The following is a 22,522-nucleotide window of genomic DNA, read 5'->3' as shown; positions in this document are numbered from 1 at the left end:
TGGCAGAGGCCGATGATGGCTCGCGCAGGCGGCCGCCCTACTCCTGTTGCGTGTCTTGACTTTCGATAGCGCGCTGCCTACATTGAAATACTGCAATGCAGCATGACGCTGCCTCACACTGGAGATTCGTCTCGTGGCTGTTCCCGCCCTTACGCCTCTCGCCGCTGCCTTCGTTCCGCCTCTTTCCGCGCCTCTCGCCGATCTGCCCGCGCCCGCCGCCATCCAGCCGCTCTACGACTATCTGCTGGACGCCTGGCAGCGCAGCGTGCTGGTCTTCGACGTGCTGCGCGAGCGCGGCAACCAGACCTATGTGCACGAGCAGGAGGGCATGCCGCCCGTGCTGCGCTTCGACTACGAAGTGGTGGCGGACGGCCGCGAACTCGACGACCCCTGCAATTACGCGCTCCTGCGCATCCTGCCCGAAGAGGGCGTGCCCACGGATGCGCGCATGCGGCCCTTCGTCGTGATCGACCCGCGCGCGGGCCACGGCCCCGGCATCGCGGGCTTCAAGATGGACAGCGAAGTGGGCATCGCGCTGCGCAAGGGCCATCCGTGCTACTTCGTGACGTTCTTCCCGGTGCCGTGCCCCACGCAGACGATCCAGTCGGTCGGGCAGGCGGAGGCCGTGTTCATCCGCAAGGTGCGCGCACTGCATCCCGAAGCGGACGGCCTGCCGTTCATCATCGGCAACTGCCAGGGCGGCTGGGCCGCGGCGCTGCTCGCGGCATCCGCGCCGGAACTGGTGGGGCCGCTCATGCTGGCGGGCTCGCCGCTGTCGTACTGGGCCGGCGTCAAGGGCAAGAACCCCATGCGCTATTCGGGCGGCATGCTCGGCGGTTCGTGGATGTCCTCGCTCGCGGCCGATCTGGGCAACGGTCGCTTCGACGGCGCGCACCTCGTGCAGAACTTCGAGAACCTCAATCCCGCGAACACGTTCTGGGGCAAGCTCTACGGCCTCTATTCGAAGGTCGATACGGAGCGCGAGCGCTTCCTCGAATTCGAGCGCTGGTGGGGCGGCCATTTCCAGCTGAATCGCGCCGAAATCGACTGGATCGTGCAGAACCTGTTCGTCGGCAATCACCTCACGCGCAACGAGGTGTACGCGAAAAACGCACGCGCGCCGGTCGATCTGCGCAACATCCGCACGCCGATCATCGTGCTCGCTTCGTGGGGCGACAACATCACGCCGCCGCAGCAGGCGCTGGACTGGATCCCCGATCTCTACGCGAGCGTCGACGAGGTCGTCGCCAACGAGCAGGTGATCGTCTATTGCCTGCACGACAAGGTGGGGCACCTCGGCATCTTCGTTTCGGCGAGCGTGGCGAACAAGGAGCACACCGAACTATTTTCGGCGCTCGATCTGATCGACGTGCTGCCGCCCGGCCTGTACGAAGCGAAGATCACCGATACGACACCGGAAGCGGCCCGCCTCGAATCGCTCGAAGGGCGCTACGAGATCCGCTTCGAACGGCGCACGATCGAAGATATCCTCGCGCTCGACGACGGCCGCGAAGACGAGCAGCCCTTCGAAGTGGTGCGCCGCATCGCCGAGAACAATCAGCGGCTCTACGACCTCGTCGTTTCGCCGTTCGTGCGCGCGTCGAGCAATGCGCTCACGGCGCATGTGCTGCGCGAGGCGCATCCGTCGCGCGTGGAGCGCAGCGTGCTGAGCGACGCCAATCCCGCGCTCGCCGCGCTGCCTGTCGTGGCCGAGGCCGTGCGCAAGCATCGCAAGCCCGCCGCGCCCGACAATCCCTTCACGCAGATCGAGCAGCAGGTTTCGGCGAGCATCGAAGCCGCGTGGGATCTGTATCGCGACACGCGCGACGCCTGGGTCGAGAGCACGTTCTACAGCGTCTATACGGCGCCGTGGGTGCAGGCGCTCGTGGGCGTGGCGCCGAACCAGCCGCTCGGTCCGATCGCACCGCCCATGATGGAATTGCGCAAGGAACTCGCGCAATTGCGCCTGCGCTCGGCGCGCGAGCACGTGCACAACGGCACGCTCCTCGATGCGTTTATGCGCATCATGGCCTACCTCGTCGATGAAATGCATACGGTGCAGTACCGCCCGTTCCAGCGCATGCGCGAGATGGCGCGCGAGTATCTGGGCGACCGGCAGCCGACCATTGCCGAGCTGAAGGAGGCCGCGCGGCGCCAGGGCGCGATCGTGGCGCTGGACCCGAAGGGCGCCATCGAGGCGCTGGCCGGCATCGTCCCCGACATGCCGACGCGCCGCGCGTTGCTCGCGGCCGTGTATCGCATCGCCACGGTATCTTCGCCGCTGGAAGGCGAGTTGCGCGAGCGCTTTCGCGAAGTGCAGCGGGCGCTGGGTGTGGAGCCGGGCAGCGAGAAGAGCGTTTTGCCGCCGCCCGACGGACCGGCTTCGGGCGGCGCCGCACCCGCGGGTGAGATTGGCGCGGCGGGTGCCGCGGGCGGCGCGGTGGCGGGCGCCGTGGGGGCCGAGGCTGTTGCTGCTGTTGCGACGGCGGCGACGGTGACGGGGGCAGCGACAGCGACAGCGAGCGCGGAAGCGCCCAAACGCGCAACGGCCAGAGCGACGAAGCGCATGGCCACCAGCAAAGCCGGCACGGAAAGCGACGCCCCGCTTATGGCTGCGAAGCCCAAACGCACGGCTGCGAAGGCAAAGGCAGCGGCGCCGCGCACGGCAACGGCTTCTGCCGGCAGCAAGGCATCCCCCGCGGCGAAGACGGCGCGGCGCGCGCGTCCCGCCGCCTCCGCGGCGCCGGCGCATGCCGCAGGCACGCCCGCCTCGCGCCGCCGCACCACGCGCGCGGCGGGCGAGTGAGGTATCCGCGCATGAGCGGCTCCGTGCATCCCGCAGCGAGGTAGGCCATGCAGCAGACTCTTCCCGACCGTCCGCTGGCCGGCATGCGCGCGCTCGTGACGGGCATCGCGAATGCCGAATCGATTGCCTACGGATGCGCGCGCGCCTTCGCCGACCTCGGCGCGGAACTCGCCGTCACGTATTTGAACGACAAGGCGAAGCCCTACGTCGAACCGCTCGCCAACGAACTCGGCGCGAAGCTGTTTCTCCCGCTCGACGTGGAGGAAGACGCGCAGATGGAGGCCGTGTTCGAGTCGGTGCGCGAGACGTGGGGCAAGCTCGACATCGTGCTGCATTCGATTGCCTACGCGCCGAAAGAGGATCTGCACGGCGGCCTGCTCGATTCGTCGGCGCGAGGCTTCGCGTATGCGATGGACGTGTCGTGCCATTCGTTCATCCGCATGGCAAAGCGCGCCGCGCCGCTGATGCCGCACGGCGGCACGCTCTTCGCGATGAGCTACGAGGGCGCCAACCGCGTCGTGCCGAACTACAGCCTCATGGGCCCCGTGAAGGCCGCGCTCGAAGCATCGTGCCGCTATCTGGCCTACGAGCTCGGGCCGCTCGGCATACGCGTGCACGCCATCTCGCCGGGGCCGCTCAAGACGCGCGCGGCCTCCGGGCTGCCCGACTTCGACCGCATGCTGGCCGAAGCCGTCGATCGCGCGCCGCTCGGCGAACTCGTGGACATCATGGACGTAGGCTACGCCACCGCCTATCTCGCCACGCGCTACGCACGCCGCATGAGCGGCAATACCGTCTATATCGACGGCGGCTCGCACGTCATGGCGTGAGCCGGGTATGACGTTCCCCACTTATCGAAAAACGAGAAAAGCAAAGCTCGCATCGTTATAAGGCGCGCGTGGCGTCCCGCTAGAATCGGGTGTCGGCTGTCTGTAATGCGGCGGCCTTCATGCCTTTCAACGACATACGGGGAACACCATGGCAGGTTGGGGACGCGCACTGCGCGGAGTGGGCGCGGGCATCGTCGCGCTGGCGGCGGCCGCCCAGACGGCGCACGCGGAAACGTCGCTGCTCAACGTCTCTTACGACGTGACGCGCGAGCTGTACAAGGACATCAACGCAAGCTTTATCGCCGACTATCAGAAGAAGACCGGCGAAACCGTCTCGATCAAGCAGTCGCACGGTGCTTCGAGCGCGCAGGCGCTTTCGGTGCTGCAGGGCCTGCAGGCCGACGTCGTCACCATGAACCAGCCGAACGATATCGACCTGCTGGCCGAGCGCGGCCATCTGGTGCCCGCGAACTGGCGCACGCGCCTGCCCGACGACAGCGCCCCCTACACCACGACGATGGTGTTCCTCGTGCGCAAGGGCAACCCCAAGCACATCAAAGACTGGGACGACCTCGCGAAGCCGGGCGTGCAGGTGGTGATCGCCAACCCCAAGACCTCGGGCAACGGCCGCTATGCGTACCTGGCCGCATGGGGCTACCGCAAGCAGCAGGGCGCGACCGATGCACAGGCGCTCGACTTCGAGCGCGCTCTTCTCAAGAACGTGCCGGTGCTCGACACGGGCGGGCGCGGCGCGACCACCACGTTCACGCAGCGCGGCATTGGCGACGTGCTCGTCACCTTCGAAAACGAAGTGGCGCTGATTGATACCGGCGTGGGTGCGAAGGACTTCGAAGCAGTCTATCCCTCGGTGAGCCTGCTAGCGGAGCCGCCGGTGACGATCGTCGACAAGGTGGTGGACAAGCGCGGTTCGCGCAAGGTCGCGCAGGCGTATCTCGATTACCTCTACACACCGGCGGCGCAGGAGATCATCGCCCGGCATCATTTGCGTCCGCGCGATGCCGGTGTGCTCGCGAAGCACGCCAGCGAGTTCAAGCCCATCAAGACCTTCACTGTCGAGCAGATGTTCGGCAGCTGGCAGAACGCGCAGGCGATGCACTTCGCCGATGGCGGTACGTTCGACCAGATCGTTTCCGATCGCAAGTAACGCTGCCGAACTCCGCCGCACGGTTGCGCAGACAACGAAACGCCTCGCGAATGAACCGCGAGGCGTTTGCGCTTTTACCGGCCGGTCATGAAAGCAGCCGGACGCGAGGCAACGCGATCAATAGTAGCGATGATGCGCGTACCAGTCGCGGCGGCCCCACCAGTGACGGCCGTCCCAGTAGCGGTCGCCGTGCCAGCCGATCACGATTGCGGGCGCAACCACTGCCACGGGCTGATAGACCGGCTGATACCCAGGCTGATAGGCGACCACCGGCGGCGGAGGCGGCGGTGCGTACACCGGAGCCGGTGCGACATACACAGGTGCCGGCACGCCGATGTTCAGGCCGATGGCCACGCCCGCCATGGCGCTTTGCGATGCGGCCAGAATCAGTGCGCCGGCGCCGAGAGCAGCAAAGAGTTTCGCTTTCATTAGAGCCCCCTTCGGTGGTGGAAGAACGATTGCATGGCTCTAATCTAGGGGATTGCGCCCCGCTTTGAGTTACGAAACTGCAACAATGTCGGGCCAAATATTCCAGCGCGAAGGGGGTGCGGACAGCGTACGTTCTCACGCATGCCCGTGCGGCCTGCCCGCGCCCGGCGAACTGCCGCGGCGCGCGTAAGCGCGCGTAATAAAGCCGACCTGTCCTGTAACCCTTGTAACAGCGGTGAAACGTAGACTGGCCCTCCATTAAGGCACGAAGCCGCCGGCTTCGCCTCGATGCAAGGTACTGCGATGGTCACCGAAGGCTCCGCCATGCGGTCCTCGTGCGCACACGGCGGGGTGGGCACGCAGGCGCGCGTATGGTCCACGCCGGCGCAACGCGCCGGCAACACGTTTTTCAAGCTGCTTTACCGCTGGACGCACTCGCGCGCGTTCCGCCACAACGAACGGCTCGCGCATGGCGTCTCGATTCTGCGCGACGAGCTGGGCCGCCTCGAAGGCATGAGCATTCGCGGCCGCAGCCTGCCCTTTGCGAACGGCATGCCGCTCGCCGCGGCCGATGCGCCGGAGTGCCGGCAGGCATGTCACCTGATCGCCACCGGCCCGTCGGTGAACGAAATCGATTACCGCGCGTTACCGATCGGGCGCGCGATGGGCGTGAACGGCGCCATCATGCTGCAGCAGCAGGGCGTGCGCTTCGACTATTACTGCATCGTCGATACGGGCTTCGTGCGCCAGCGGCCCGACCTCGTCGAGCGCATCATCGGCGAGCCGCTGGTGCTGTACACCACGCCGCTCGTGCTCTGGTACATCGCGCAGCATTTTGCGATCGACCGCATGCGCTGCCGCGTTTTCCTGCTCGACGACATGCTTTTTCCCGCGGGCGAGCGTGCCCGCACGCTCGACGAACTGCGCGCGGCGCACGACCACGGCGCGCTCGCGCTCTTCGACGCGCCACAAGCGCTGGGCTTCAGCCTCGATATCCGCCGCGGCGTGTTCGACGGCCGCACCGTCGCGTATTCGGCGTTGCAGGTGCTGGCGTCGCTCGGGTTCGCGCGCATCTTCCTGCATGGGGTGGATCTCGTGGATACGGCGCGCACGCCGCGCTTTTACGAATCGCGCGAGTCCATGCAGCCGAGCCATCTGGACCGGCACTACCACGGCTTCATCGAACCGTCGTTCCGCCACGCCGGGGCGCTCCTGCGCAGCCGCTGCGTGCAGGTGATGAATCTTTCGATGAAGAGCGCGCTGGGCGAGGACGTGTTTCCCAAGCTGCCGTGGCAGGCGCTGACGCGCGACGCGCACGCGTTCGCCTGACACTGCGCCGCCTTTCACGCAAGGGATCATGCGCGTCGTCCATCTTTCGAACACGCCGGTGGCGGGCAGCCCCGGCAATATCGTTTCGGCGCTCAACCGCCACACCGACATCGAAGCGCGCCATGTGGTGTTCAACGCATCGGCCTACGGCGCGCGCACGTTCGCCGTGGACATCGACTGGCAGACCCGGCGCGACGAAGCGCTCGCCGCCATCGACGCGGCCGATGTCATTCATATTCATCAGTACTTCGAATTTTATCAAACATTCGGCGACGATCTGCCGAAGCGCTTCGGCGGGCGCAAGCTCATCCGCCAGTACCATTCCGCGCCTGCGCTGTGGGCGAAGCAGGATTCCGCGCTGCTGACGCGCATCGTCACCGACCCCGTGCCGCAACTCGTGATCGCGCAGGGGCCCGAGCGCTACTATCCGTTCGCGCGCGTGGTGCCCAATCTCGTGCCGCTCTACGACGGGCGCTATCTGCCGGGGCCGGAGGCCGATGGGCCGCCCGTCGTGGTCTATTCGCCGAGCGGGCGCGCCTCCGCCTGGAAAACCCGCTGGGAAACCAAGGGCGCGCCGCAGACGCTCGCGCTCCTGCGCAAGCTCGAACGCAAGGGCCTGTGCCGCGTGCAGGTGATCGTCGATACGCCGCACGACGCGTGTTTGCGCATCAAACAGGCTGCGGCGCTGGCCGTCGACGAATGCGTGACGGGCAACTATCACCTGAGCGGCCTGGAGGCGCTCTCGCAAGGCAAGCCGACCATCGGCCACCTCGATGCGCGCGTGCAGTCGCAACTGCGTCATTTGACGGGTGCGGTCGAGTTGCCGTGGGTCGATGTGCGGCTGGAGGAGGCCGAGCCGGTGTTGCGTGCGCTGCTTGCCGACCGGCGCCTGCGCGAGGAGGTAGGCGCGGCGTCGCGCCGCTGGATGGAGACGTACTACGACGAGGCCACGCTCGTCGGCCACTACCGGCGCGCCTATCTCGATCTGTTCGAGGCGCCGGAGCGCTTCGGCATGCAGCGCTTCACCACGCATGCCCAGCAATGGTCCGCCGTGGCGCTCCCCGATCATAGCTGGGCGCAGCGCCGGCGCGCGGGGCTGCCGCTCTGGCGTCACGCCGTGGAGGCGCTCAAGCAGTTCGCGCGGCCCGCATCCGGCGCGGGCCGGGACTGAGTCCGGCCCTGCGCCTTCGGGCCAGGGCTTACTGCACCGCGACGCTGCCGAAGTTCTGGCGGCCGAACGGGCTCACCTGGTAGCCGCTCACGTCCGTGCGCGTGATGGCGGCCGCGGTGGGATAGCCGAGCGGAATCCACAGCGCCTGATCGTGGATGATCTTCTGCGCGGCTTCGTAGAGCTTCACGCGCCTGGCCTGATCGGCGGTGGCCTTGCCGTCCGCGATCAGCTTGTCGAGCTGCGGGTCGCAGAAGCGCGCGAAGTTGATGCCCGACTGCACCGCGTTGCAGCTAAAGAGCGGCGAGAGGTAGTTGTCGGGGTCGCCGTTGTCGCCGGCCCAGCCCATGAACAGCGTGTCATGCTGGCCCTGCTTCGCTTCCTTGATGAGCTCGCCCCACTCGATCACCTTGATGTCCGCCTTCACGCCGATCTTCGCGAAATCGGCCTGCAGCAGCTCGGCCCCCACGCGCGGGTTGGGATTGAGCACGCTGCCGTTCGGGCGCACCCAGATCGTGGTCGAGAAGCCGTTCGGGAAGCCTGCGGCGGCGAGCAGCTGCTTCGCCTTCGCGGGATCGTACGGGTACGGCTGGATCGACTTGTCGTAGCCCCAGGTGATGGGCGGCCACGGATTGGTGGCGGGGGTGGCCGTGTTGTCGAACACGGTCTTCAGGTAGGTCGTGCGGTCGAACGCGAGGTTCAGCGCCTGGCGCACCTTCTGGTTGTCGAGCGGCTTCTTCTGCGTGTTCAGCGCGACGAACGCGGTCATGAAGGCGGGCGTTTCGACGACCTTGAGCGATTTGTCGTCCTTGGCCGCGGCCACGTCCTGCGGCTTGGGCGAGAGCGCAATCTGGCATTCGCCGGCCTTCACCTTCTGCGCGCGCACGGCCGCGTCGGGCGTGATCGCGTAGATCAGGCGGTCCACCTTCGGCTTCGGCCCCCAGTAGGACGGATTCACCTCGTAGCGGATCAGCGCGTCTTTCGTATAGCTCTTCAACTGGAACGGGCCCGTGCCGACCGGCTTCGCGTTGAGATCGAGTTCCTTGCCGGCCTTTTGCAACTGATCGGCATACTCGGCCGAATAGATCGACGCGAAGCCCATCGTCAGGATGGAGAGGAAGGTGGCGTTCGGCTCGGTGAGCTCGAACTTCACCGTGCTGCCGTCCACCTTCGAAACGGACTTGATGAGCTTGGGCAGCCCCATCGACTGCGCGTGCGGGAAGCCGCTCGCGCCCGCCACCTTGTGCCACGGATTGTTCGCGTCGAGCATGCGCTCGAAGGTGAAGACGACGTCGTCCGCGTTCAGCGCGCGCGTGGGCTTGAACCATTCGGTGGTCTGGAACTGCACGTTCGGGCGCAGATGGAACGTGTAGGTGAGGCCGTCGGCGCTCACTTCCCACTTGTCGGCGAGCGCGGGCACGACCTTCTTCGCGGCTTCGTCGTAGGACACGAGCGAGTTGAAGATCACGTCCGCGGAGGCGTTGGTCGTCACGAGCGAATTGAATTGCACGACGTCGAAACCGTCCGGGCTCGATTCGGTGCAGACCGTCAGCGGCTTCGCGAGCGCGCTCGTGCCGGCGAAGGCGAGTGCGGCGCCGAGGGCGCACGCGGCGGCGGCACGCAGGCCGACGAGCGCAGGGACAGGCAAGGTGAAACGCATGGGATCTCCGGTTGTCTGCGAGTAAATCCGCGGTACTGTGTCCGTGGAAGCGGGCGGCGTCCGGTTGCGTCTGGTGGTTGTGCGCGCGACCTGGCGTGCGGGGAGCGGCCCGATTCGGGAAAGCTTATCGAAGGGAAATTGACGAGACAACAAATTAATCCGCATACCCTTATGGGGGTGTGATCGCTTCGGGCGTGCGGCGCGCCCCCGGGGCTTACTCGCCGGCAGCCGTGACACGCGGCTTGCGGGGCGCCTTTTCGAATGCGCGGTCGTAGAGCCATCGCGGGAGCGCATGGAGCAATGCGGCGACCACCCGCATGGGCCACGGAAACACCGCGAACGACGCGCCATGCGCGATCGCATCGGCGCTCTTGCGGGCGAAGCGGTCGGCATCCATGAGAAACGGCATGCGGTAGGGATTCTTCGCCGTCATCGGCGTACGGATGTAGCCCGGCGCGATCGTGACCACCTTCACGCCGAACGGCCGCATCTCCACGCGCAGCGCCTCCAGATAGGCGAACGCCGCGGCCTTGGACGCGCTATAGGCCCCCGAGCCGGGCAGTCCGCGCACGCCCGCCACGCTCGCGATGCCGACGAGCGTGCCGCGCCGCGCCTCGCTCATCGCGGCGGCGAACGGCTCGAAGGTGGCGACCATGCCGAAGTAGTTGGTGTCCATCACGTCGCGGAAGGCCGCGAGGTCCCCCTGGCCCGTCACGGCGCCGCGGCTCACGCCGGCGTTGGCGATCACGATGTCGGGCAGGCCGTGTTCGGCGATGAAGGCGCGTGCCGCGTTCGCAAGGGCTTGCGCGTCGCGCACGTCGGCGGGGTAGAGGGAGATGGGGTGCTGCGAGTGGGCTTGCCGGAAGCCGGCGAGGGCTTCGGCACGGCGTGCGACGAGCCCGAGAACGGCGCCGCGCCGCGCGTATTCGGCGGCGAGCGCGGCACCGATGCCGCTCGATGCGCCGGTGATGAAGACCTTCAGCGGTTGACTCATACCGGCGCGCCAGGGCTTACAGCTTCTTCGCGCGAACCTGCGAAACGAGGAAGTCGAGCACCTGGATCGCGCCCGGCAGGCTGTTGGTCGCGGCGGGGCCGGTTTCGTACTTGCCCTGCACGGCGAGCGTCGGCACGCCGTCGATCTTGTACGCGTCGAGGAGCGCCTTGTCGCGCTGCAGCGCGCTCTGCGTCGAGAACGAGTTGTACGCTTCCATGTACTTCTTCGGGTCCACGCCCTGGGTGGCGAGGAACTTGGCCTGATCTTCCGGCGTGAGCAGGTAGTCCTTGTTCACGTGGATTTCATGGAACACGACGGGCGTGAGCTTGTTCGCGAGGCCGAGCGCGTCGAGCGCGTAGTACATCCTCGAGTGCGGGATGAAGTCGTCGCGGAACGCCACCGGCACGCGCTTGAACACGACATCCGGGCCCTGCTTCTTGATCCAGGCTTCGAGGTACGGGTCGAATTCGTTGCAGTGCGGGCAGCCGTACCACATGAATTCGATCACTTCGATCTTGCCCGCGGGCACGTCGAGCGGCTGCTGCTGCGCGAGGACCGTGTAGTCCTTGCCGGCCTCGGGCGCGGCGGGCGAAGCGTGCGCCGCGCCGGCCACCATCGAAAGGGAAAGCAAAAGCGTACCAAGAAGTCGTTTCATGTTCTTCTGACTCGTGTGGAGATCGCCGGCCGCGCGCGGCCGGTTCCGTTACTGTTTCGTGAAGCGGATGACCGCCGTGTCGATACCGGCGTCGGACAGGCGCTGACGCGTCGAGTTCATGTCGTCGAACTTTCCGAACGGGCCGATGCGGACTCGATAATACGTGACCCCGCCCGCGTCGCGCTGCGTGACCTTCGACTCGAAGCCCTGGAAGGCCAGGCGCGCGCGCTGCTGCTCGGCGTCCGCCGAGGTCTTGTAGGCGCCCACCTGGAGGAAGTAGCCGGTGTTGGCGTCGCTCGCGGCGGGCGCGGCCGTGCCGCCCTGCGCGGGCTTCGCGCCCGGCGCCGGGATGGCCGTGGCGGGCTTCTGGGGCGGGTTGTTCGCGAGGATCTGCGCCGGGTTGCTCGACGACTGCGGCGTTTTCGGAGCGTTGTTGGCGCTCGCGGACCCGTTGTTGCCGGCGGCGGGCGCCGGCGCGACGGCGACGCCGTTCGCGGCACCCGTGCCGTTATCCGTCGTGGAGCCCGACGGCGGCACTTCCACGATCTGCGGCTCCTGGAGCATGCCCGAGGACTGCGACTGGTTCGTGCTCTGGCCCGGCGCCGTGTTGGGCGGCGTGCTCTGCGCGGCCTGCGGCACGGGCTGGCCCGGCGACTTGCCCTGCAGCGCGCGGTTCGGGTCGTACTGGGCGCTGGCGTCGCTCGCGTCCGAGGCGGGCGGCGCGACCTTCGAGACGAACGGCGTGGGTGCGCGCGTGATGTAGAGCGCCACCACGACCGCGATCGCAAGGCCGACAATCAGGCCCAGCACGATGCCGAGGAAAGTGCCCCCGGACTGTTTCGACTGCTGCTTCGTAGTGCGGCGCGGTTGTGCCATCGTCTGAATCACCTGCAAACAAGAGAATCTGGAATGGCCGCCCGCGCCTTGCGTGTCAGGCGCGGGCGGCCCCATGCATGTTGCTTCGTGTGCGGTTTAAGCCGGAAGTTCGCTACGCACGTTTGCCCGTCTCGCGTGGTGCCGCGCGCTTGTCACATGCGTCACATGCGTCACATGCGCTCCGGCGCCGAAACGCCGATCACCGCGAGGCCGTTCGCGAGCACCTGGCGCGTCGCGGCCAGCAGGGCGACGCGGGCGTCGCGCTCGGCCGCGTCGTCGACCAGAACGCGTTCGGCATTGTAGAACGAGTGAAACTCGGCCGCGAGTTCGCGCAGATAGAACGCCACGGCGTGCGGCGCGAGTTCGCCCGCGGCATGCGTGAGCATGTCGGGGAACTCGGCGAGCTTCGCCACGAGCGCGAGCGAGCGCTCGCTCGCGAGCGGCGCGAGATCGACCCTGGGCAGCGCGGCGAGGTTGCCGCCGTGCTTCGCCTGCCAGTCGGAGAGGATCGTCGAGATCCGGGCGTGCGCGTACTGCACGTAGTACACGGGGTTCTCGTCGTTCTGCTTGAGCGCGAGGTCGATGTCGAACACGAACTCGGTGTCGGCCTTGCGCGAGATCAGGAAGAAGCGCACGGCGTCGCGGCCGCGGCGAATGGTCGCTTCGTCGAGCAGGTCGGGCGAGACTTCGCTGCCCGCGGGGCTGACATCGGCGCCGCCCGACCACTCGATCAGGTCGCGCACCGTCACGTAGCTGCCCGCGCGCTTGGAGATCTTCACTTCCTGGCCGTCGCGCATCACGGTGACCATCTTGTGCAGCACGTAGTCGGGATAGCCCTTCGGGATGCCCACGCCGAGCGCCTGCAGGCCGGCGCGCACGCGCGCGATGGTGCCGTGGTGGTCCGAGCCCTGGATGTTGATGACCTTGGTGAAGCCGCGCTCCCACTTCGTGACGTGGTAGGCCACGTCCGGCAGGAAGTAGGTGTAGGTACCGTCGGACTTGCGCATCACGCGGTCCTTGTCGTCGCCGTAGTCGGTGGTCTTGAGCCACAGCGCGCCTTCCTGCTCGTAGGTCTCGCCCGAGGCGACGAGCGCCTCGACCGTCTTCTCCACGCGGCCTTCGGTATAGAGCGACGATTCGAGGTAGTACTGGTCGAACTTCACGCCGAAGGCCAGCAGGTCGAGATCCTGCTCGTGGCGCAGATAGGCCACGGCGAAGCGGCGGATCGCGTCGAGATCTTCGGGGTCCTGCGCGCCCTTCACCGGCTCGCCGTCCTTCGCGCTCACGGTTTCGCCCGCGAGATAGTCGCGCGCGATGTCGGCGATGTATTCGCCGTTGTAGGCGGCTTCGGGCCATTCGGCGTCGCCGGGCTTGAAGCCGCGTGCGCGCGCCTGCGTGGAGATGGCGAGGTTGCCGATCTGCACGCCCGCGTCGTTGTAGTAGAACTCGCGGTGCACGTCGTAGCCCTGCGAGGCCAGCACGTTCGAAATGGCGTCGCCGAGCGCGGCCTGGCGGCCGTGGCCGACGTGCAGCGGACCCGTGGGGTTCGCGGAGACGAATTCGACCAGCACGTGCTTGCCCGCCTCGCGCTGCGAGCGGCCGAAGGCTTCGCCCTCGGCAAACACGGCGCCGATCACGGCGCGCCTGGCGTTGGCGGTGAGGCGCAGGTTGATGAAGCCGGGGCCGGCCACTTCGGCCGACTCGACGAGGCCGGCGGCGGCGGGCAGCGCGAGCACGGCATCGACGATCTGCTGGGCGAGCTGGCGCGGATTGGCGCGCAGCGGCTTGGCGAGCTGCATGGCCACGTTGCAGGCGACGTCGCCGTGAGCGGCCACCTTGGGGCGCTCGAGCGTGATCGTGGGCGCGATGAACGCGGCTTCGGAGGCGCCTTCGAGGGCCTTGGCCACCTGGCCGACGGCGTCGGCGAACAGGGTCTCCAGAGTGAGTTTCTGTGCGGGCAGCATGCTTGTTGCAGGTCCTGTGCGGGTGATGGCGGGCGCTTCGGCCGGTCGGGCCTCGCGCCTTGCCATCGGGTACTGGGTGGGGGCGGGCATCGTGCCCCGGGGCTCCCGGCGTCCTGCCGGCCGGCCCGTGCGGGTAATTCCGTTCAGAGGGATTTTAGCAGGGTGCTAATATGTTCCATGAGAAGCCCGTAAGGGCGAACACCGCCCGCGTGCGGCTGTCGCGGCGGGTTCGCCGCCGGGACGAACTCGCCGGCCGCGTGGTCCGGGGCGCCCTGGGGAGAGCCAGGCACCCGTTGGCCGGGGCGCGGCCCTCAAAAAATCAAAAGGGAACTGTCATGCTGGTTACATTCAAATGCCACGCATCGCCTGATGTCTTGATGCTTGAAAATCTCGCTCAGTACCTGCTCGGTATCATCGGCAAGCGGCTCGGACCGCGCGGCGTGATCTCGCACGACGAACTCGAGGTTGCAATCAGCAAGCTCGAAGTGGCGATCGCTACCGACAAGCGCGAACGCGCCGAACACGAAGGCCATTTCCACGAGGGTGAAGAAGGCTACGAGCAGCACCCGCATGAGGCGCCGGTGGGTCTCGCGCAGCGCGCGTTCCCGTTCCTCGACATGCTGCGCGCGGCGCACAAGGAGCAGAGCGACATCGTGTGGGGGATCTGAATCTGGGTGCGGGCGGGGCGCTATCTCCGCCCCGGCTTTCCGCCGAGTTCCAGAAACCGAGTTCCAGAAAGAAGAGCCCGCTCGAAAGCGGGCTCTTGTCTTTTGTGCGCACCGCGTTCCGCGGTGTTCCGCTTACTGGCTCGCCGCTGCCGGCGCCATCTCGGCCGCCGAGGCCGCACCCTTCTTCACCTTCTTTTTCTTCGGCTTCTTCACGTGCTTTTCGGTGGGCGTCGAATACGACGTCGCCGCGCTTGCTTCCTGATGGACGACGGCCGGCTGCGAGGCCGGCTGGGCGAACGAGGGCTGCGCGAGGGCTGCGATGCCGAATGCCGTCAACATCAACACCAGCTTCTTCATACGATTTCTCCGTCGATAATTGCTTTTAAGGATCTGCTGATGAGCGAGCTTTCTGCCTCTTTCGACTCGCTTTGGGCACGGTTTGGCCCCTCCGGCCGGACTGGCCGAGGGTAGTGCCGGTCCATCTTACAAAGACGAAAAGTCGCGCGCGCCAAATATTTAGTCTATGGAACGGCATATGTCGGGCGGCTGCAACGCAACGGTTGCGGCCGCCCGGCGGGACATGGCGCGGAACGGCCGAAAGCGGCCGGAAGCGGCTGGAAGCGGCAGCACGCGCAGCGAAAGATGGCGGGAGGGCGGCAGCGGCGCCGCCCATGCCTCAAAGCTGCGGCGCGAGCGCGCGGCGGGCGTCCTCGTCGGAGAGCGCCATGCGGCGGGCATAGTCGGCAAGCTGGTCCTGGCCGATCTTGCCCAGGGTGAAGTAGGTGCTGTCCGGATGCGCGAGGTAGAAACCCGAAACGCTGGCGGCCGGCAGCATCGCCAGCGATTCGGTCACGCTCATGCCGATCTCGCCCGCCTGCAGGACCTCGAACATGTCGCGCTTCACGAGGTGATCGGGGCACGCGGGGTAGCCCGGCGCCGGGCGGATGCCCGAGTACTTCTCGGCGATCAGGGCGTCGTTGTCGAGCGTTTCGCTGCTCGCGTAGCCCCACAAATCGCGCCGCACGCGGGCGTGCAGGGCTTCGGCGAAGGCTTCGGCGAAGCGGTCCGCGAGCGCCTTGAGCATGATGGCGCTGTAGTCGTCGTGGTCCTTCTCGAACTGCGCCTCCTTCACGTCCACGCCGATGCCGGCCGTCACCGCGAACATGCCGATGTAGTCGGCCACGCCCGAGTCCTTCGGCGCGATGAAGTCGGCGAGCGAGCGGTTCGGGCGCATCACGCCGTCCACCACGGGGCGCACCGACTGCTGGCGCAGATTGCGCCACGTGAGCGCCACCTCGCTGCGCGACTCGTCGGTGTAGATCTCGATGTCGTCGTCGTTCACCGTGTTCGCGGGCAGGAGCGCGATCACGCCGTTGGCCTGGAGCCAGCGGCCCTGGATCAGGCGCGAGAGCATCGACTTCGCGTCGGAAAACACCTTGCGCGCCGACTCGCCCACGATCTCGTCGTTGAGGATCTGCGGGTACGGGCCGGCCAGATCCCAGGTCTGGAAGAACGGACCCCAGTCGATATAGTTCGAAAGCTCGTTCAGGTCGAAGTTCCTGAACACGCGGCGGCCGATGAACTTCGGCCGCACCGGCCTGAAGTTCGCCCAGTCGATCTTCGTCTTGTTCGCGCGCGCCTCTTCGAGCGTGACCATGGGCTGCGCTTTCTTGTTCGCGTGCTGGTCGCGAATGCGTTCGTAATCGACCTTCAGTTCGTCGATGTACTTTGCCGCCCCTTCATCGGAAAGCAGGCTCGACGCCACCGATACCGAGCGCGACGCGTCGGGCACGTACACCACCGGTCCTTCGTAGTTCGGCGCGATCTTCACGGCAGTGTGCACGCGCGAAGTGGTGGCGCCGCCGATCAGCAGCGGAATCTTTTTCACGCGGAAGTAGTCGTCGCGCTGCATTTCCGAAGCGACGTAGGCCATCTCTTCGAGCGAGGGCGTAATGAGCCCGGAGAGCCCGATGATGTCCGCGCCTTCGACCTTCGCCTTCGCGAGGATCTCGTTGCACGGCACCATCACGCCCATGTTGACCACTTCGAAGTTGTTGCACTGGAGCACCACCGACACGATGTTCTTGCCGATGTCGTGCACGTCGCCCTTCACGGTGGCGATCACGATCTTGCCCTTCGCGCGCACGTCGGCGCCCGCTTCGGCGAGCAGGCGCTTTTCTTCCTCGATGAACGGGATCAGGTGCGCCACGGCCTGCTTCATCACGCGAGCGGACTTCACCACCTGCGGCAGGAACATCTTGCCCTGGCCGAACAGGTCGCCGACGACGTTCATGCCGTCCATGAGCGGGCCTTCGATCACGTTGATCGGACGGCCGCCGCCGCCCATGATCTTCTGGCGCGCTTCTTCGGTATCCTCAACGATGAAGTTCGTGATGCCGTGCACGAGCGCATGCGCGAGACGCTTCTCGACTGACTGGTTGCGCCACTCGAGGTTCTCTTCTTTCTTCGCGGCGCCGGTCTTGAACTTGTCGGCGATTTCGAGCAGGCGGTCGGTCGCGTCGGCGCGGCGGTTGAGCACCACGTCTTCCACGCGGTCGCGCAGTTCGGCATCGAGATCGGCATAGACGCCGAGCTGCCCCGCGTTGACGATGCCCATGTCCATGCCCGCCTGAATGGCGTAGTAGAGGAACACGGTGTGGATCGCCTCGCGCACGGGGTCGTTGCCGCGAAACGAGAACGACACGTTCGAGACGCCGCCGCTCACCTTCGCGTACGGCAGGTTCTGCTTGATCCAGCGCGTGGCTTCGATGAAGTCCACCGCGTAGTTGTTGTGCTCCTCGATACCCGTGGCCACCGCGAAGATGTTCGGGTCGAAGATGATGTCTTCGGGCGCGAAGCCCACTTCGTTCACGAGCACGTCGTAGGAGCGCTTGCAGATCTCGGTCTTGCGCGCGAAGGTGTCGGCCTGGCCCTGCTCGTCGAAGGCCATCACCACGGCCGCGGCGCCGTAGCGGCGGATCAGCTTCGCATGGTGGATGAAGGGCGCCTTGCCTTCCTTCAGCGAGATGGAGTTCACGATCGCCTTGCCCTGCACGCACTGCAGGCCCGCCTCGATCACGTCCCACTTCGAGGAGTCGATCATGATGGGCACGCGCGCGATGTCCGGCTCCGAGGCGATCAGGTTCATGAAGCGCACCATCGCCGCCTTCGAGTCGAGCATCGCCTCGTCCATGTTGACGTCGATCACCTGCGCGCCGTTTTCCACCTGCTGGCGCGCGACCGCGAGCGCTTCGTCGAACTGGCCGTTCAGGATCATCCGCGCGAACGCTTTCGAGCCCGTTACGTTGGTGCGCTCGCCCACGTTGATGAACAGCGTGCCTTCGCCCACGTTGAAGGGTTCGAGGCCGGAGAGTCGCAGGGTATGGTCAGTCATGGCGTGAGACCGGGTCGTCAGGTTGTCGGGGGTGTCGGCGAGGCGTTGCTTCAAAGGCGTGCAGCGTGCGCGGGTCGTCAGGCGGCGTCGCGATACTGGCCGGGCCAGCGGCGCGGCTTGATCCCTGCAAGCGCTTTCGCAATCGCGGCGATGTGGTCCGGCGTCGTGCCGCAGCAGCCGCCGGCCACGTTCACGAGGCCGGCCGTGGCGAATTCGTTCAGGAGTCCGGAAGTATCGGCGGGCGTTTCGTCGAAGCCGGTGTCGCTCATCGGGTTCGGCAGGCCCGCGTTCGGGTAGCACGAGACATAGGTGTCGCACAGCTTCGCGAGTTCGGCGATGTACGGCCGCATGAGCGCCGCGCCGAGCGCGCAGTTCAGGCCGAAGGTAAGCGGCTTCGCATGACGCAGCGAGTTCCAGAATGCCTCGACGGTCTGACCCGAGAGAATGCGGCCCGAGGCATCGGTGACGGTGCCCGAGATCATGATGGGCAGCAGTTCGCCCGTATCTTCGAAGAGCTGGTCGAGCGCGAAGAGCGCGGCCTTGGCGTTGAGCGTGTCGAAGATCGTCTCGACGAGGAACAGATCGCAGCCGCCGTCCAGCAGCGCCTTCGCCTGCTCGTAGTACGCCACGCGCAGTTCCTCGAACGTGACGTTGCGCGCGCCCGGATCGTTCACGTCGGGCGAGATGCTCGCCGTTTTCGGCGTCGGGCCGATGGCGCCCGCCACGAAGCGCGGCTTGTCCGGGGTCGAATACTTGTCGCATGCGGCGCGCGCGAGCTTCGCCGATTCGAGGTTCATCTCGATGGCCAGTTCGCCCATGCCGTAGTCGTCCTGGGCCACGGTGGTCGCGCCGAAGGTGTTCGTTTCGATGATGTCCGAGCCCGCCGCGAGGTACTGCTCGTGAATCTCGCTGATGACCTGCGGCTGCGTGAGCGAGAGCAGTTCGTTGTTGCCCTTGATGTCGCGCGGGTAGTCCTTGAAGCGCTCGCCGCGGTAGGCGGCTTCGTCGAGCTTGTAGCGCTGGATCATCGTGCCCATGGCGCCGTCGAGGATCAGGATGCGCGAGGCGAGCAGCGCCGGCAGCGCGGCGCCGCGCGTATAGCGCGCGCTCGCGGCCGGACGGTGGGCAGCGGGGCGGGAGACGGTATCAGCGGACGGGTTCATGAGGGCGGACGGGCTTAGACGCCAGTTGAACGAGGAAACCCAATATTGTAGCCGCAGCCGGGGCGCCTCGCCGGGCGCGCTCGCGAGAGTGGGCGTGCGCGCGCTTGTGCAATGCGCGGACAAAAGAAAAACCCCGGCCGCCGAAGCGGACGGGGTTCCCTGAGCGTGAGTGCCGCTGTTACCGTCGATGTCGCTGGTGCGTACTGGTGCGCGCCTGGTACGCGCTGTTACGTGATCGCCGCGCTGGCGCTGGCCGCGCGAACTTAATGAAGCACGACCGGTTGCTGCATGAGACTGTCGAAGCGGCCGAGGAACTCGTCGACTTCGTCCAGCGACTGCTCTTCTTCCATCAGCTTTTGCACGTGTTCGCGAAAGCTTGCCGCCATCATGCCGTCGATAAAGATCTCGCGGCGCGCGTTCTTGTCCACGATTTCGTAACCGCCGGCCCGCATCGCATTGTGGCCGTCCTGCGGGGGGAATTCGACAACGCAATAGTTGGGACTGTTGTAGATCATTTGCATGGCGACACTCCTTTTTCCTGTGCTTCCTGGCATCTTCCTGGTATTGACCGAATTTATCCTTGGCCAATACGTGGAGCGTTCGGTCCGGAATTCAAGGGGCTCCCTCTTTCACTGCCTGCTCGCCTGCGTTCCCTTTTCCTTCCGCCTGTTACCGCCTTGGCTGCTGTCCTCCCGGGTTCAATGGGTTAGACCGACTGATGGAGAAACGTTTCAAGCAAGGCTGCGAAGCGGTGCGACTCCTCTACCGGGGCCAGATGCGCGGCGTCGAGAATCTCGAAGCGCGCGCCGGCAATCGCTTGCGCAAGCACCTGGGTCAGCGCGGCCGGCGTGCCGGCGTCGTAGCGGCCCGCAACGGCGAGCGTCGGCACCCTCAGCGCAGCGAGGCGATCGTGGGCATCGAAATCGCGTAGGGCTTCGCACGCCATCGCATATCCTTCCGAAGCTGTCCGTAATAAAACTTCACATATTTTTTCGACTGTCTCGCGGTGCGTGCGGCGAAAGTCGGGTGTGAACCAGCGCTCCATGGTGGCCGTCGCGAGTACCGCCGTGCCTTCGCGGCGCACGAGCGCGGCCCGCTGGTTCCACATCTCGCGCGCTTCGGGCGCGGTACGGCTCGACGTATCGCAGAGCGCGAGCGAGAGCACGCGCGAGGGAGCGTCGAGTGCGAACTGCTGCGCGACCATGCCGCCCATCGACATGCCCACGAGATGGACGTTCGCGATGCCTGTTGCCTCCAGCATGGCGCCCAGATCGCTCGCCAACTGTGCGACGCCGAACGGCTCGCGCGAGAGAGCGCTCGCGCCGTGGCCGCGCACGTCGTAGCGCAGCACGCTGTAGCGATGGCGGAAATGGCCTGCGAGTTGGTCCCACACGGTGAGGTCGCCGCCCAGTTGATGCACGAACGCGAGCACAGGGCCGCCGCTGCGGTCGTCGAGGAGGTAGTGCGTATCGATGCCGTTGACAGTCACTTGCATGGTTTCCTCCTTCACGTTGCCGGGTCGGGAGTCAGGCCGTCTGCGAGGTGCTGTGTGCACGATGCCGGTTGCGCAACCCGCGCGCCCGAAGGTGCGCGGGACATGTTTGCTGCTGTCCTCGGTTCGTAGATTCAGGCCGCGAGCAGGGGCTTTTTGTCTGCTTTTTGCTGCGTTCCGCTGAGTTCGCGATGGGTTGTTTTCGCTTCGATGTGCTGCGGTTTTCGAAGCGCCGCGTTTTGTCGAAGGGAGCGATGGCTGTGTGCTCGTGCCCGTTCGGCAAACGCTGCGGCGAACTCTGCTGCGACCGGTTCCAGTATGCGCTATTTCGCCGCGTCTTGCCGCGAAGCGTGGCCGAAGCGGCCAACGTTCTGGCGGGTGCGCGCAGGCGGACCTTCGGCGGCGTGGTCAGGCAGCGTTCAGGGCTGGGCGGGCGTGTCGTTTGTGGGAGCGCTGCCAGTGGGCGGCGGTGCAGGGGAGGCTGCCGGCGCTGGCGGCGGCTCGGAGGGGGGCGTGGCCGGCGGCTGAGCGGCATCGGACCCGGAAGGCGCGGCGGGTGCGGCGGGTGCGGTAGCTGCGGGTTGTTCCGCTGCGTTGGCCGCGGGCTCGTTGGACTGGGGCGTGCTGGCCGGCTCGACCGCGGGGGCGCTCGCCGGTGCTTCGCTGCTGCCATTGTTGCCCGGCGCGGCCGTTTCCCCTGCGTCGTTCGTGCCCGAAGTGCCCGAACGGTTGCCTGCCGCATTCGCCGCAGGAATCGTGAGCGGGCCGCGCCAGACGAGTTCGAACTGGCTGCCGTTCGGCTCGGTCTGCACGAGCCGCACCGGCAGCCAGCCGAGCGAGGGCGCGAGCCACACGTCGATGCGGCGCTTGTCGCCGTCGTGCCGCGGCAGCCGCATGAAGTGGCGCGCCGTGACATAGCCGTGATCGGTGCTGACGGTTTCGTCGCCGATGGTGGTCACGGGCCAGATTTCGCCGCTGTCGTTATCGGCCACGTAGAACTCGCGCGTCACGCCCGGCTGGTAGGCGGCGGGGTCGCCGCGCACGAGGCTCGCCAGTTGCATCACCATGCTGAAGCGATCCTGCGCGCCGTCGGGCAGCGCGAGCGAATTCGGCGTGCGCGTGAACACGATCTGCTTTTCGCTGCGGTTGAAGACGGTCACGTCTTCAGGGCGGTGGCCGCGCTTTTCGATGTACTGATCCGGCGCGATGCCGAACGCATCCACATGCCCGCGGCTCGTCCAGCTGAACGTGCCGACGAACGGCAGCGGCACGGAGACCACCATGTCGTAGCGCTGCCCGTCGCTGGCCCAGTGGATCGTGCCCGGCTGGTTGCGCACGCCGTTGTAGAACGTGTCGTACTGCAGTTCGCCCGAGGGCGGGATCGAGAACTTCACGCCGTGCGAGGCTTCGGTGGCCGGTGCGGAAGGTGTGTTGCCGTTGCCTGCGCCGGCCTGCGCGGTGCCGCCGTTGGGTCCGGTGCCGGTGGCCGCGCTGGCGGCAGCACGGCTGGCGGCGGTGTCGGACGCGGCCGTATCGGGCGTGGCCGGGCTGGAGGCGGGCTGCGCGGCCGCGACTTCGGGATGCGGCTTCGGGGGCGTCACCGCGCGCAATTCGTGCGGCGCGTGCGCTTCGCGATGCGCCGGGCGAGGCGCGGCTTTCGGCGCGGCGGTCTTTGCGGCAGGCTGCGCTTCGCGTTCGACGCGCTCGGGCTTGAGCAGCGCGACCTGCACGGGCACGTGCACGTCCCGTGCGGGCGGCGGCACGCCGCGATGCCGTTCGATCCACTCCGCCGCGAGCCAGTGCAGGAGCGTGACGGCGACGAACACGGCCACCCAGCGCCATACGCGCGAGCGCGGCGCGGTGGCGGTGCGGGTCGGATCGGGGCGGGCGGTGGCGCTCGGCATCTATCGTGCGGTAAAGGTGAGCCTC

Annotated in this window: 18 protein-coding genes; 6 read left to right on the top strand and 12 right to left on the bottom strand. The window is 66.8% G+C overall.

All coding sequences use genetic code 11. The features are described 5' to 3' along the window. Positions 1-133 precede the first annotated feature (133 nt). From BFE01S_RS39955 to BFE01S_RS24475, 3 genes are all read left to right on the top strand, one after another. Positions 134-2,806 carry a DUF3141 domain-containing protein gene (locus BFE01S_RS39955; RefSeq protein WP_063834441.1) on the top strand — a complete coding sequence of 891 codons (2,673 nt, stop codon included), beginning with the start codon at positions 134-136 and terminating at the stop codon, positions 2,804-2,806. Positions 2,807-2,853: 47 nt separating this feature from the next. Next, positions 2,854-3,636 (top strand): enoyl-ACP reductase FabI, encoded by a 783-nt coding sequence (gene fabI, locus BFE01S_RS24480; protein ID WP_028227778.1) that lies wholly within the window; start codon positions 2,854-2,856, stop codon positions 3,634-3,636. A 148-nt stretch (positions 3,637-3,784) separates the two neighbouring features. Beyond that, positions 3,785-4,801: a sulfate ABC transporter substrate-binding protein gene (locus BFE01S_RS24475; protein ID WP_028227777.1), complete on the top strand. Its 1,017-nt coding sequence runs from the start codon at positions 3,785-3,787 to the stop codon at positions 4,799-4,801. A gap of 117 nt (positions 4,802-4,918) precedes the next feature. Here the strand turns inward: BFE01S_RS24475 and BFE01S_RS39950 are convergent, their stop codons facing one another. Then, positions 4,919-5,230, bottom strand: coding sequence for a hypothetical protein (locus BFE01S_RS39950; protein WP_042338401.1), 312 nt, complete (start codon positions 5,228-5,230; stop codon positions 4,919-4,921). A gap of 288 nt (positions 5,231-5,518) precedes the next feature. On the opposite strand from BFE01S_RS39950, the gene BFE01S_RS39945 reads away from it, so the two are divergent. Further along, positions 5,519-6,559 carry a hypothetical protein gene (locus tag BFE01S_RS39945; RefSeq protein WP_156967138.1) on the top strand — a complete coding sequence of 347 codons (1,041 nt, stop codon included), beginning with the start codon at positions 5,519-5,521 and terminating at the stop codon, positions 6,557-6,559. Between the two features lie 28 nt (positions 6,560-6,587). Continuing rightward, positions 6,588-7,730: a glycosyltransferase family protein gene (locus tag BFE01S_RS24460; RefSeq protein ID WP_028227776.1), complete on the top strand. Its 1,143-nt coding sequence runs from the start codon at positions 6,588-6,590 to the stop codon at positions 7,728-7,730. 28 nt (positions 7,731-7,758) lie between these two features. Here BFE01S_RS24460 and BFE01S_RS24455 read toward each other — a convergent pair whose 3' ends face one another. The 5 genes from BFE01S_RS24455 to argS all read right to left on the bottom strand — a co-directional run bounded on the left by BFE01S_RS24455 (position 7,759) and on the right by argS (position 13,876). Beyond that, positions 7,759-9,387: an ABC transporter substrate-binding protein gene (locus tag BFE01S_RS24455; protein WP_042338400.1), complete on the bottom strand. Its 1,629-nt coding sequence runs from the start codon at positions 9,385-9,387 to the stop codon at positions 7,759-7,761. A 214-nt stretch (positions 9,388-9,601) separates the two neighbouring features. Next, positions 9,602-10,381 (bottom strand): SDR family oxidoreductase, encoded by a 780-nt coding sequence (locus tag BFE01S_RS24450; RefSeq protein WP_028227774.1) that lies wholly within the window; start codon positions 10,379-10,381, stop codon positions 9,602-9,604. Between the two features lie 16 nt (positions 10,382-10,397). Continuing rightward, positions 10,398-11,036, bottom strand: a complete 639-nt coding sequence (locus BFE01S_RS24445) for a thiol:disulfide interchange protein DsbA/DsbL (protein WP_028227773.1) — start codon at positions 11,034-11,036, stop codon at positions 10,398-10,400. Between the two features lie 48 nt (positions 11,037-11,084). Continuing rightward, on the bottom strand, positions 11,085-11,930 hold the full coding sequence (locus BFE01S_RS24440) for an SPOR domain-containing protein (protein ID WP_028227772.1): 846 nt from the start codon (positions 11,928-11,930) through the stop codon (positions 11,085-11,087). Positions 11,931-12,082: 152 nt separating this feature from the next. After that, positions 12,083-13,876 (bottom strand): arginine--tRNA ligase, encoded by a 1,794-nt coding sequence (gene argS / locus BFE01S_RS24435; RefSeq protein ID WP_028227771.1) that lies wholly within the window; start codon positions 13,874-13,876, stop codon positions 12,083-12,085. A 335-nt stretch (positions 13,877-14,211) separates the two neighbouring features. Between argS and BFE01S_RS24430 the strand changes: the two genes are divergently transcribed. Then, positions 14,212-14,544, top strand: coding sequence for a DUF1840 domain-containing protein (locus BFE01S_RS24430; protein ID WP_042338399.1), 333 nt, complete (start codon positions 14,212-14,214; stop codon positions 14,542-14,544). A 132-nt stretch (positions 14,545-14,676) separates the two neighbouring features. Here BFE01S_RS24430 and BFE01S_RS24425 read toward each other — a convergent pair whose 3' ends face one another. The 6 genes from BFE01S_RS24425 to BFE01S_RS39940 form a co-directional block, all read right to left on the bottom strand. Continuing rightward, positions 14,677-14,901, bottom strand: coding sequence for a hypothetical protein (locus tag BFE01S_RS24425; RefSeq protein WP_028227769.1), 225 nt, complete (start codon positions 14,899-14,901; stop codon positions 14,677-14,679). Between the two features lie 319 nt (positions 14,902-15,220). Further along, positions 15,221-17,938 carry a methionine synthase gene (gene metH, locus BFE01S_RS24420; protein WP_028227768.1) on the bottom strand — a complete coding sequence of 906 codons (2,718 nt, stop codon included), beginning with the start codon at positions 17,936-17,938 and terminating at the stop codon, positions 15,221-15,223. A gap of 77 nt (positions 17,939-18,015) precedes the next feature. Then, entirely contained in the window at positions 18,016-19,101 is a 1,086-nt protein-coding gene (locus tag BFE01S_RS24415) for a homocysteine S-methyltransferase family protein (protein WP_028227767.1), read from the bottom strand. A 263-nt stretch (positions 19,102-19,364) separates the two neighbouring features. Next, positions 19,365-19,622 (bottom strand): BTH_I0359 family protein, encoded by a 258-nt coding sequence (locus BFE01S_RS24410; protein WP_028227766.1) that lies wholly within the window; start codon positions 19,620-19,622, stop codon positions 19,365-19,367. A gap of 185 nt (positions 19,623-19,807) precedes the next feature. Continuing rightward, positions 19,808-20,596, bottom strand: coding sequence for a 3-oxoadipate enol-lactonase (pcaD, locus tag BFE01S_RS24405; RefSeq protein WP_028227765.1), 789 nt, complete (start codon positions 20,594-20,596; stop codon positions 19,808-19,810). Positions 20,597-21,012: 416 nt separating this feature from the next. Next, positions 21,013-22,497, bottom strand: a complete 1,485-nt coding sequence (locus tag BFE01S_RS39940; RefSeq protein ID WP_063834440.1) for a DUF3108 domain-containing protein — start codon at positions 22,495-22,497, stop codon at positions 21,013-21,015. Between the last annotated feature and the right edge of the window lie 25 nt (positions 22,498-22,522).

Source organism: Paraburkholderia ferrariae NBRC 106233 (genome assembly GCF_000685035.1).
Lineage (GTDB): Bacteria > Pseudomonadota > Gammaproteobacteria > Burkholderiales > Burkholderiaceae > Paraburkholderia > Paraburkholderia ferrariae.
This window is presented reverse-complemented; position numbering and strand designations above follow the sequence as displayed.

Bases quoted from the DNA above. Each gene is read 5' to 3' on its own strand.
- fabI (WP_028227778.1), top strand. From the start codon at position 2,854: ATGCAGCAGACTCTTCCCGACCGTCCGCTGGCCGGCATGCGCGCGCTC.
- BFE01S_RS24475 (WP_028227777.1), top strand. From the start codon at position 3,785: ATGGCAGGTTGGGGACGCGCACTGCGCGGAGTGGGCGCGGGCATCGTC.
- BFE01S_RS39950 (WP_042338401.1), bottom strand. From the start codon at position 5,230: ATGAAAGCGAAACTCTTTGCTGCTCTCGGCGCCGGCGCACTGATTCTG.
- BFE01S_RS39945 (WP_156967138.1), top strand. From the start codon at position 5,519: ATGCAAGGTACTGCGATGGTCACCGAAGGCTCCGCCATGCGGTCCTCG.
- BFE01S_RS24460 (WP_028227776.1), top strand. From the start codon at position 6,588: ATGCGCGTCGTCCATCTTTCGAACACGCCGGTGGCGGGCAGCCCCGGC.
- BFE01S_RS24455 (WP_042338400.1), bottom strand. From the start codon at position 9,387: ATGCGTTTCACCTTGCCTGTCCCTGCGCTCGTCGGCCTGCGTGCCGCC.
- BFE01S_RS24450 (WP_028227774.1), bottom strand. From the start codon at position 10,381: ATGAGTCAACCGCTGAAGGTCTTCATCACCGGCGCATCGAGCGGCATC.
- BFE01S_RS24445 (WP_028227773.1), bottom strand. From the start codon at position 11,036: ATGAAACGACTTCTTGGTACGCTTTTGCTTTCCCTTTCGATGGTGGCC.
- argS (WP_028227771.1), bottom strand. From the start codon at position 13,876: ATGCTGCCCGCACAGAAACTCACTCTGGAGACCCTGTTCGCCGACGCC.
- BFE01S_RS24430 (WP_042338399.1), top strand. From the start codon at position 14,212: ATGCTGGTTACATTCAAATGCCACGCATCGCCTGATGTCTTGATGCTT.
- BFE01S_RS24425 (WP_028227769.1), bottom strand. From the start codon at position 14,901: ATGAAGAAGCTGGTGTTGATGTTGACGGCATTCGGCATCGCAGCCCTC.
- metH (WP_028227768.1), bottom strand. From the start codon at position 17,938: ATGACTGACCATACCCTGCGACTCTCCGGCCTCGAACCCTTCAACGTG.
- BFE01S_RS24415 (WP_028227767.1), bottom strand. From the start codon at position 19,101: ATGAACCCGTCCGCTGATACCGTCTCCCGCCCCGCTGCCCACCGTCCG.
- BFE01S_RS24410 (WP_028227766.1), bottom strand. From the start codon at position 19,622: ATGCAAATGATCTACAACAGTCCCAACTATTGCGTTGTCGAATTCCCC.
- pcaD (WP_028227765.1), bottom strand. From the start codon at position 20,596: ATGCAAGTGACTGTCAACGGCATCGATACGCACTACCTCCTCGACGAC.
- BFE01S_RS39940 (WP_063834440.1), bottom strand. From the start codon at position 22,497: ATGCCGAGCGCCACCGCCCGCCCCGATCCGACCCGCACCGCCACCGCG.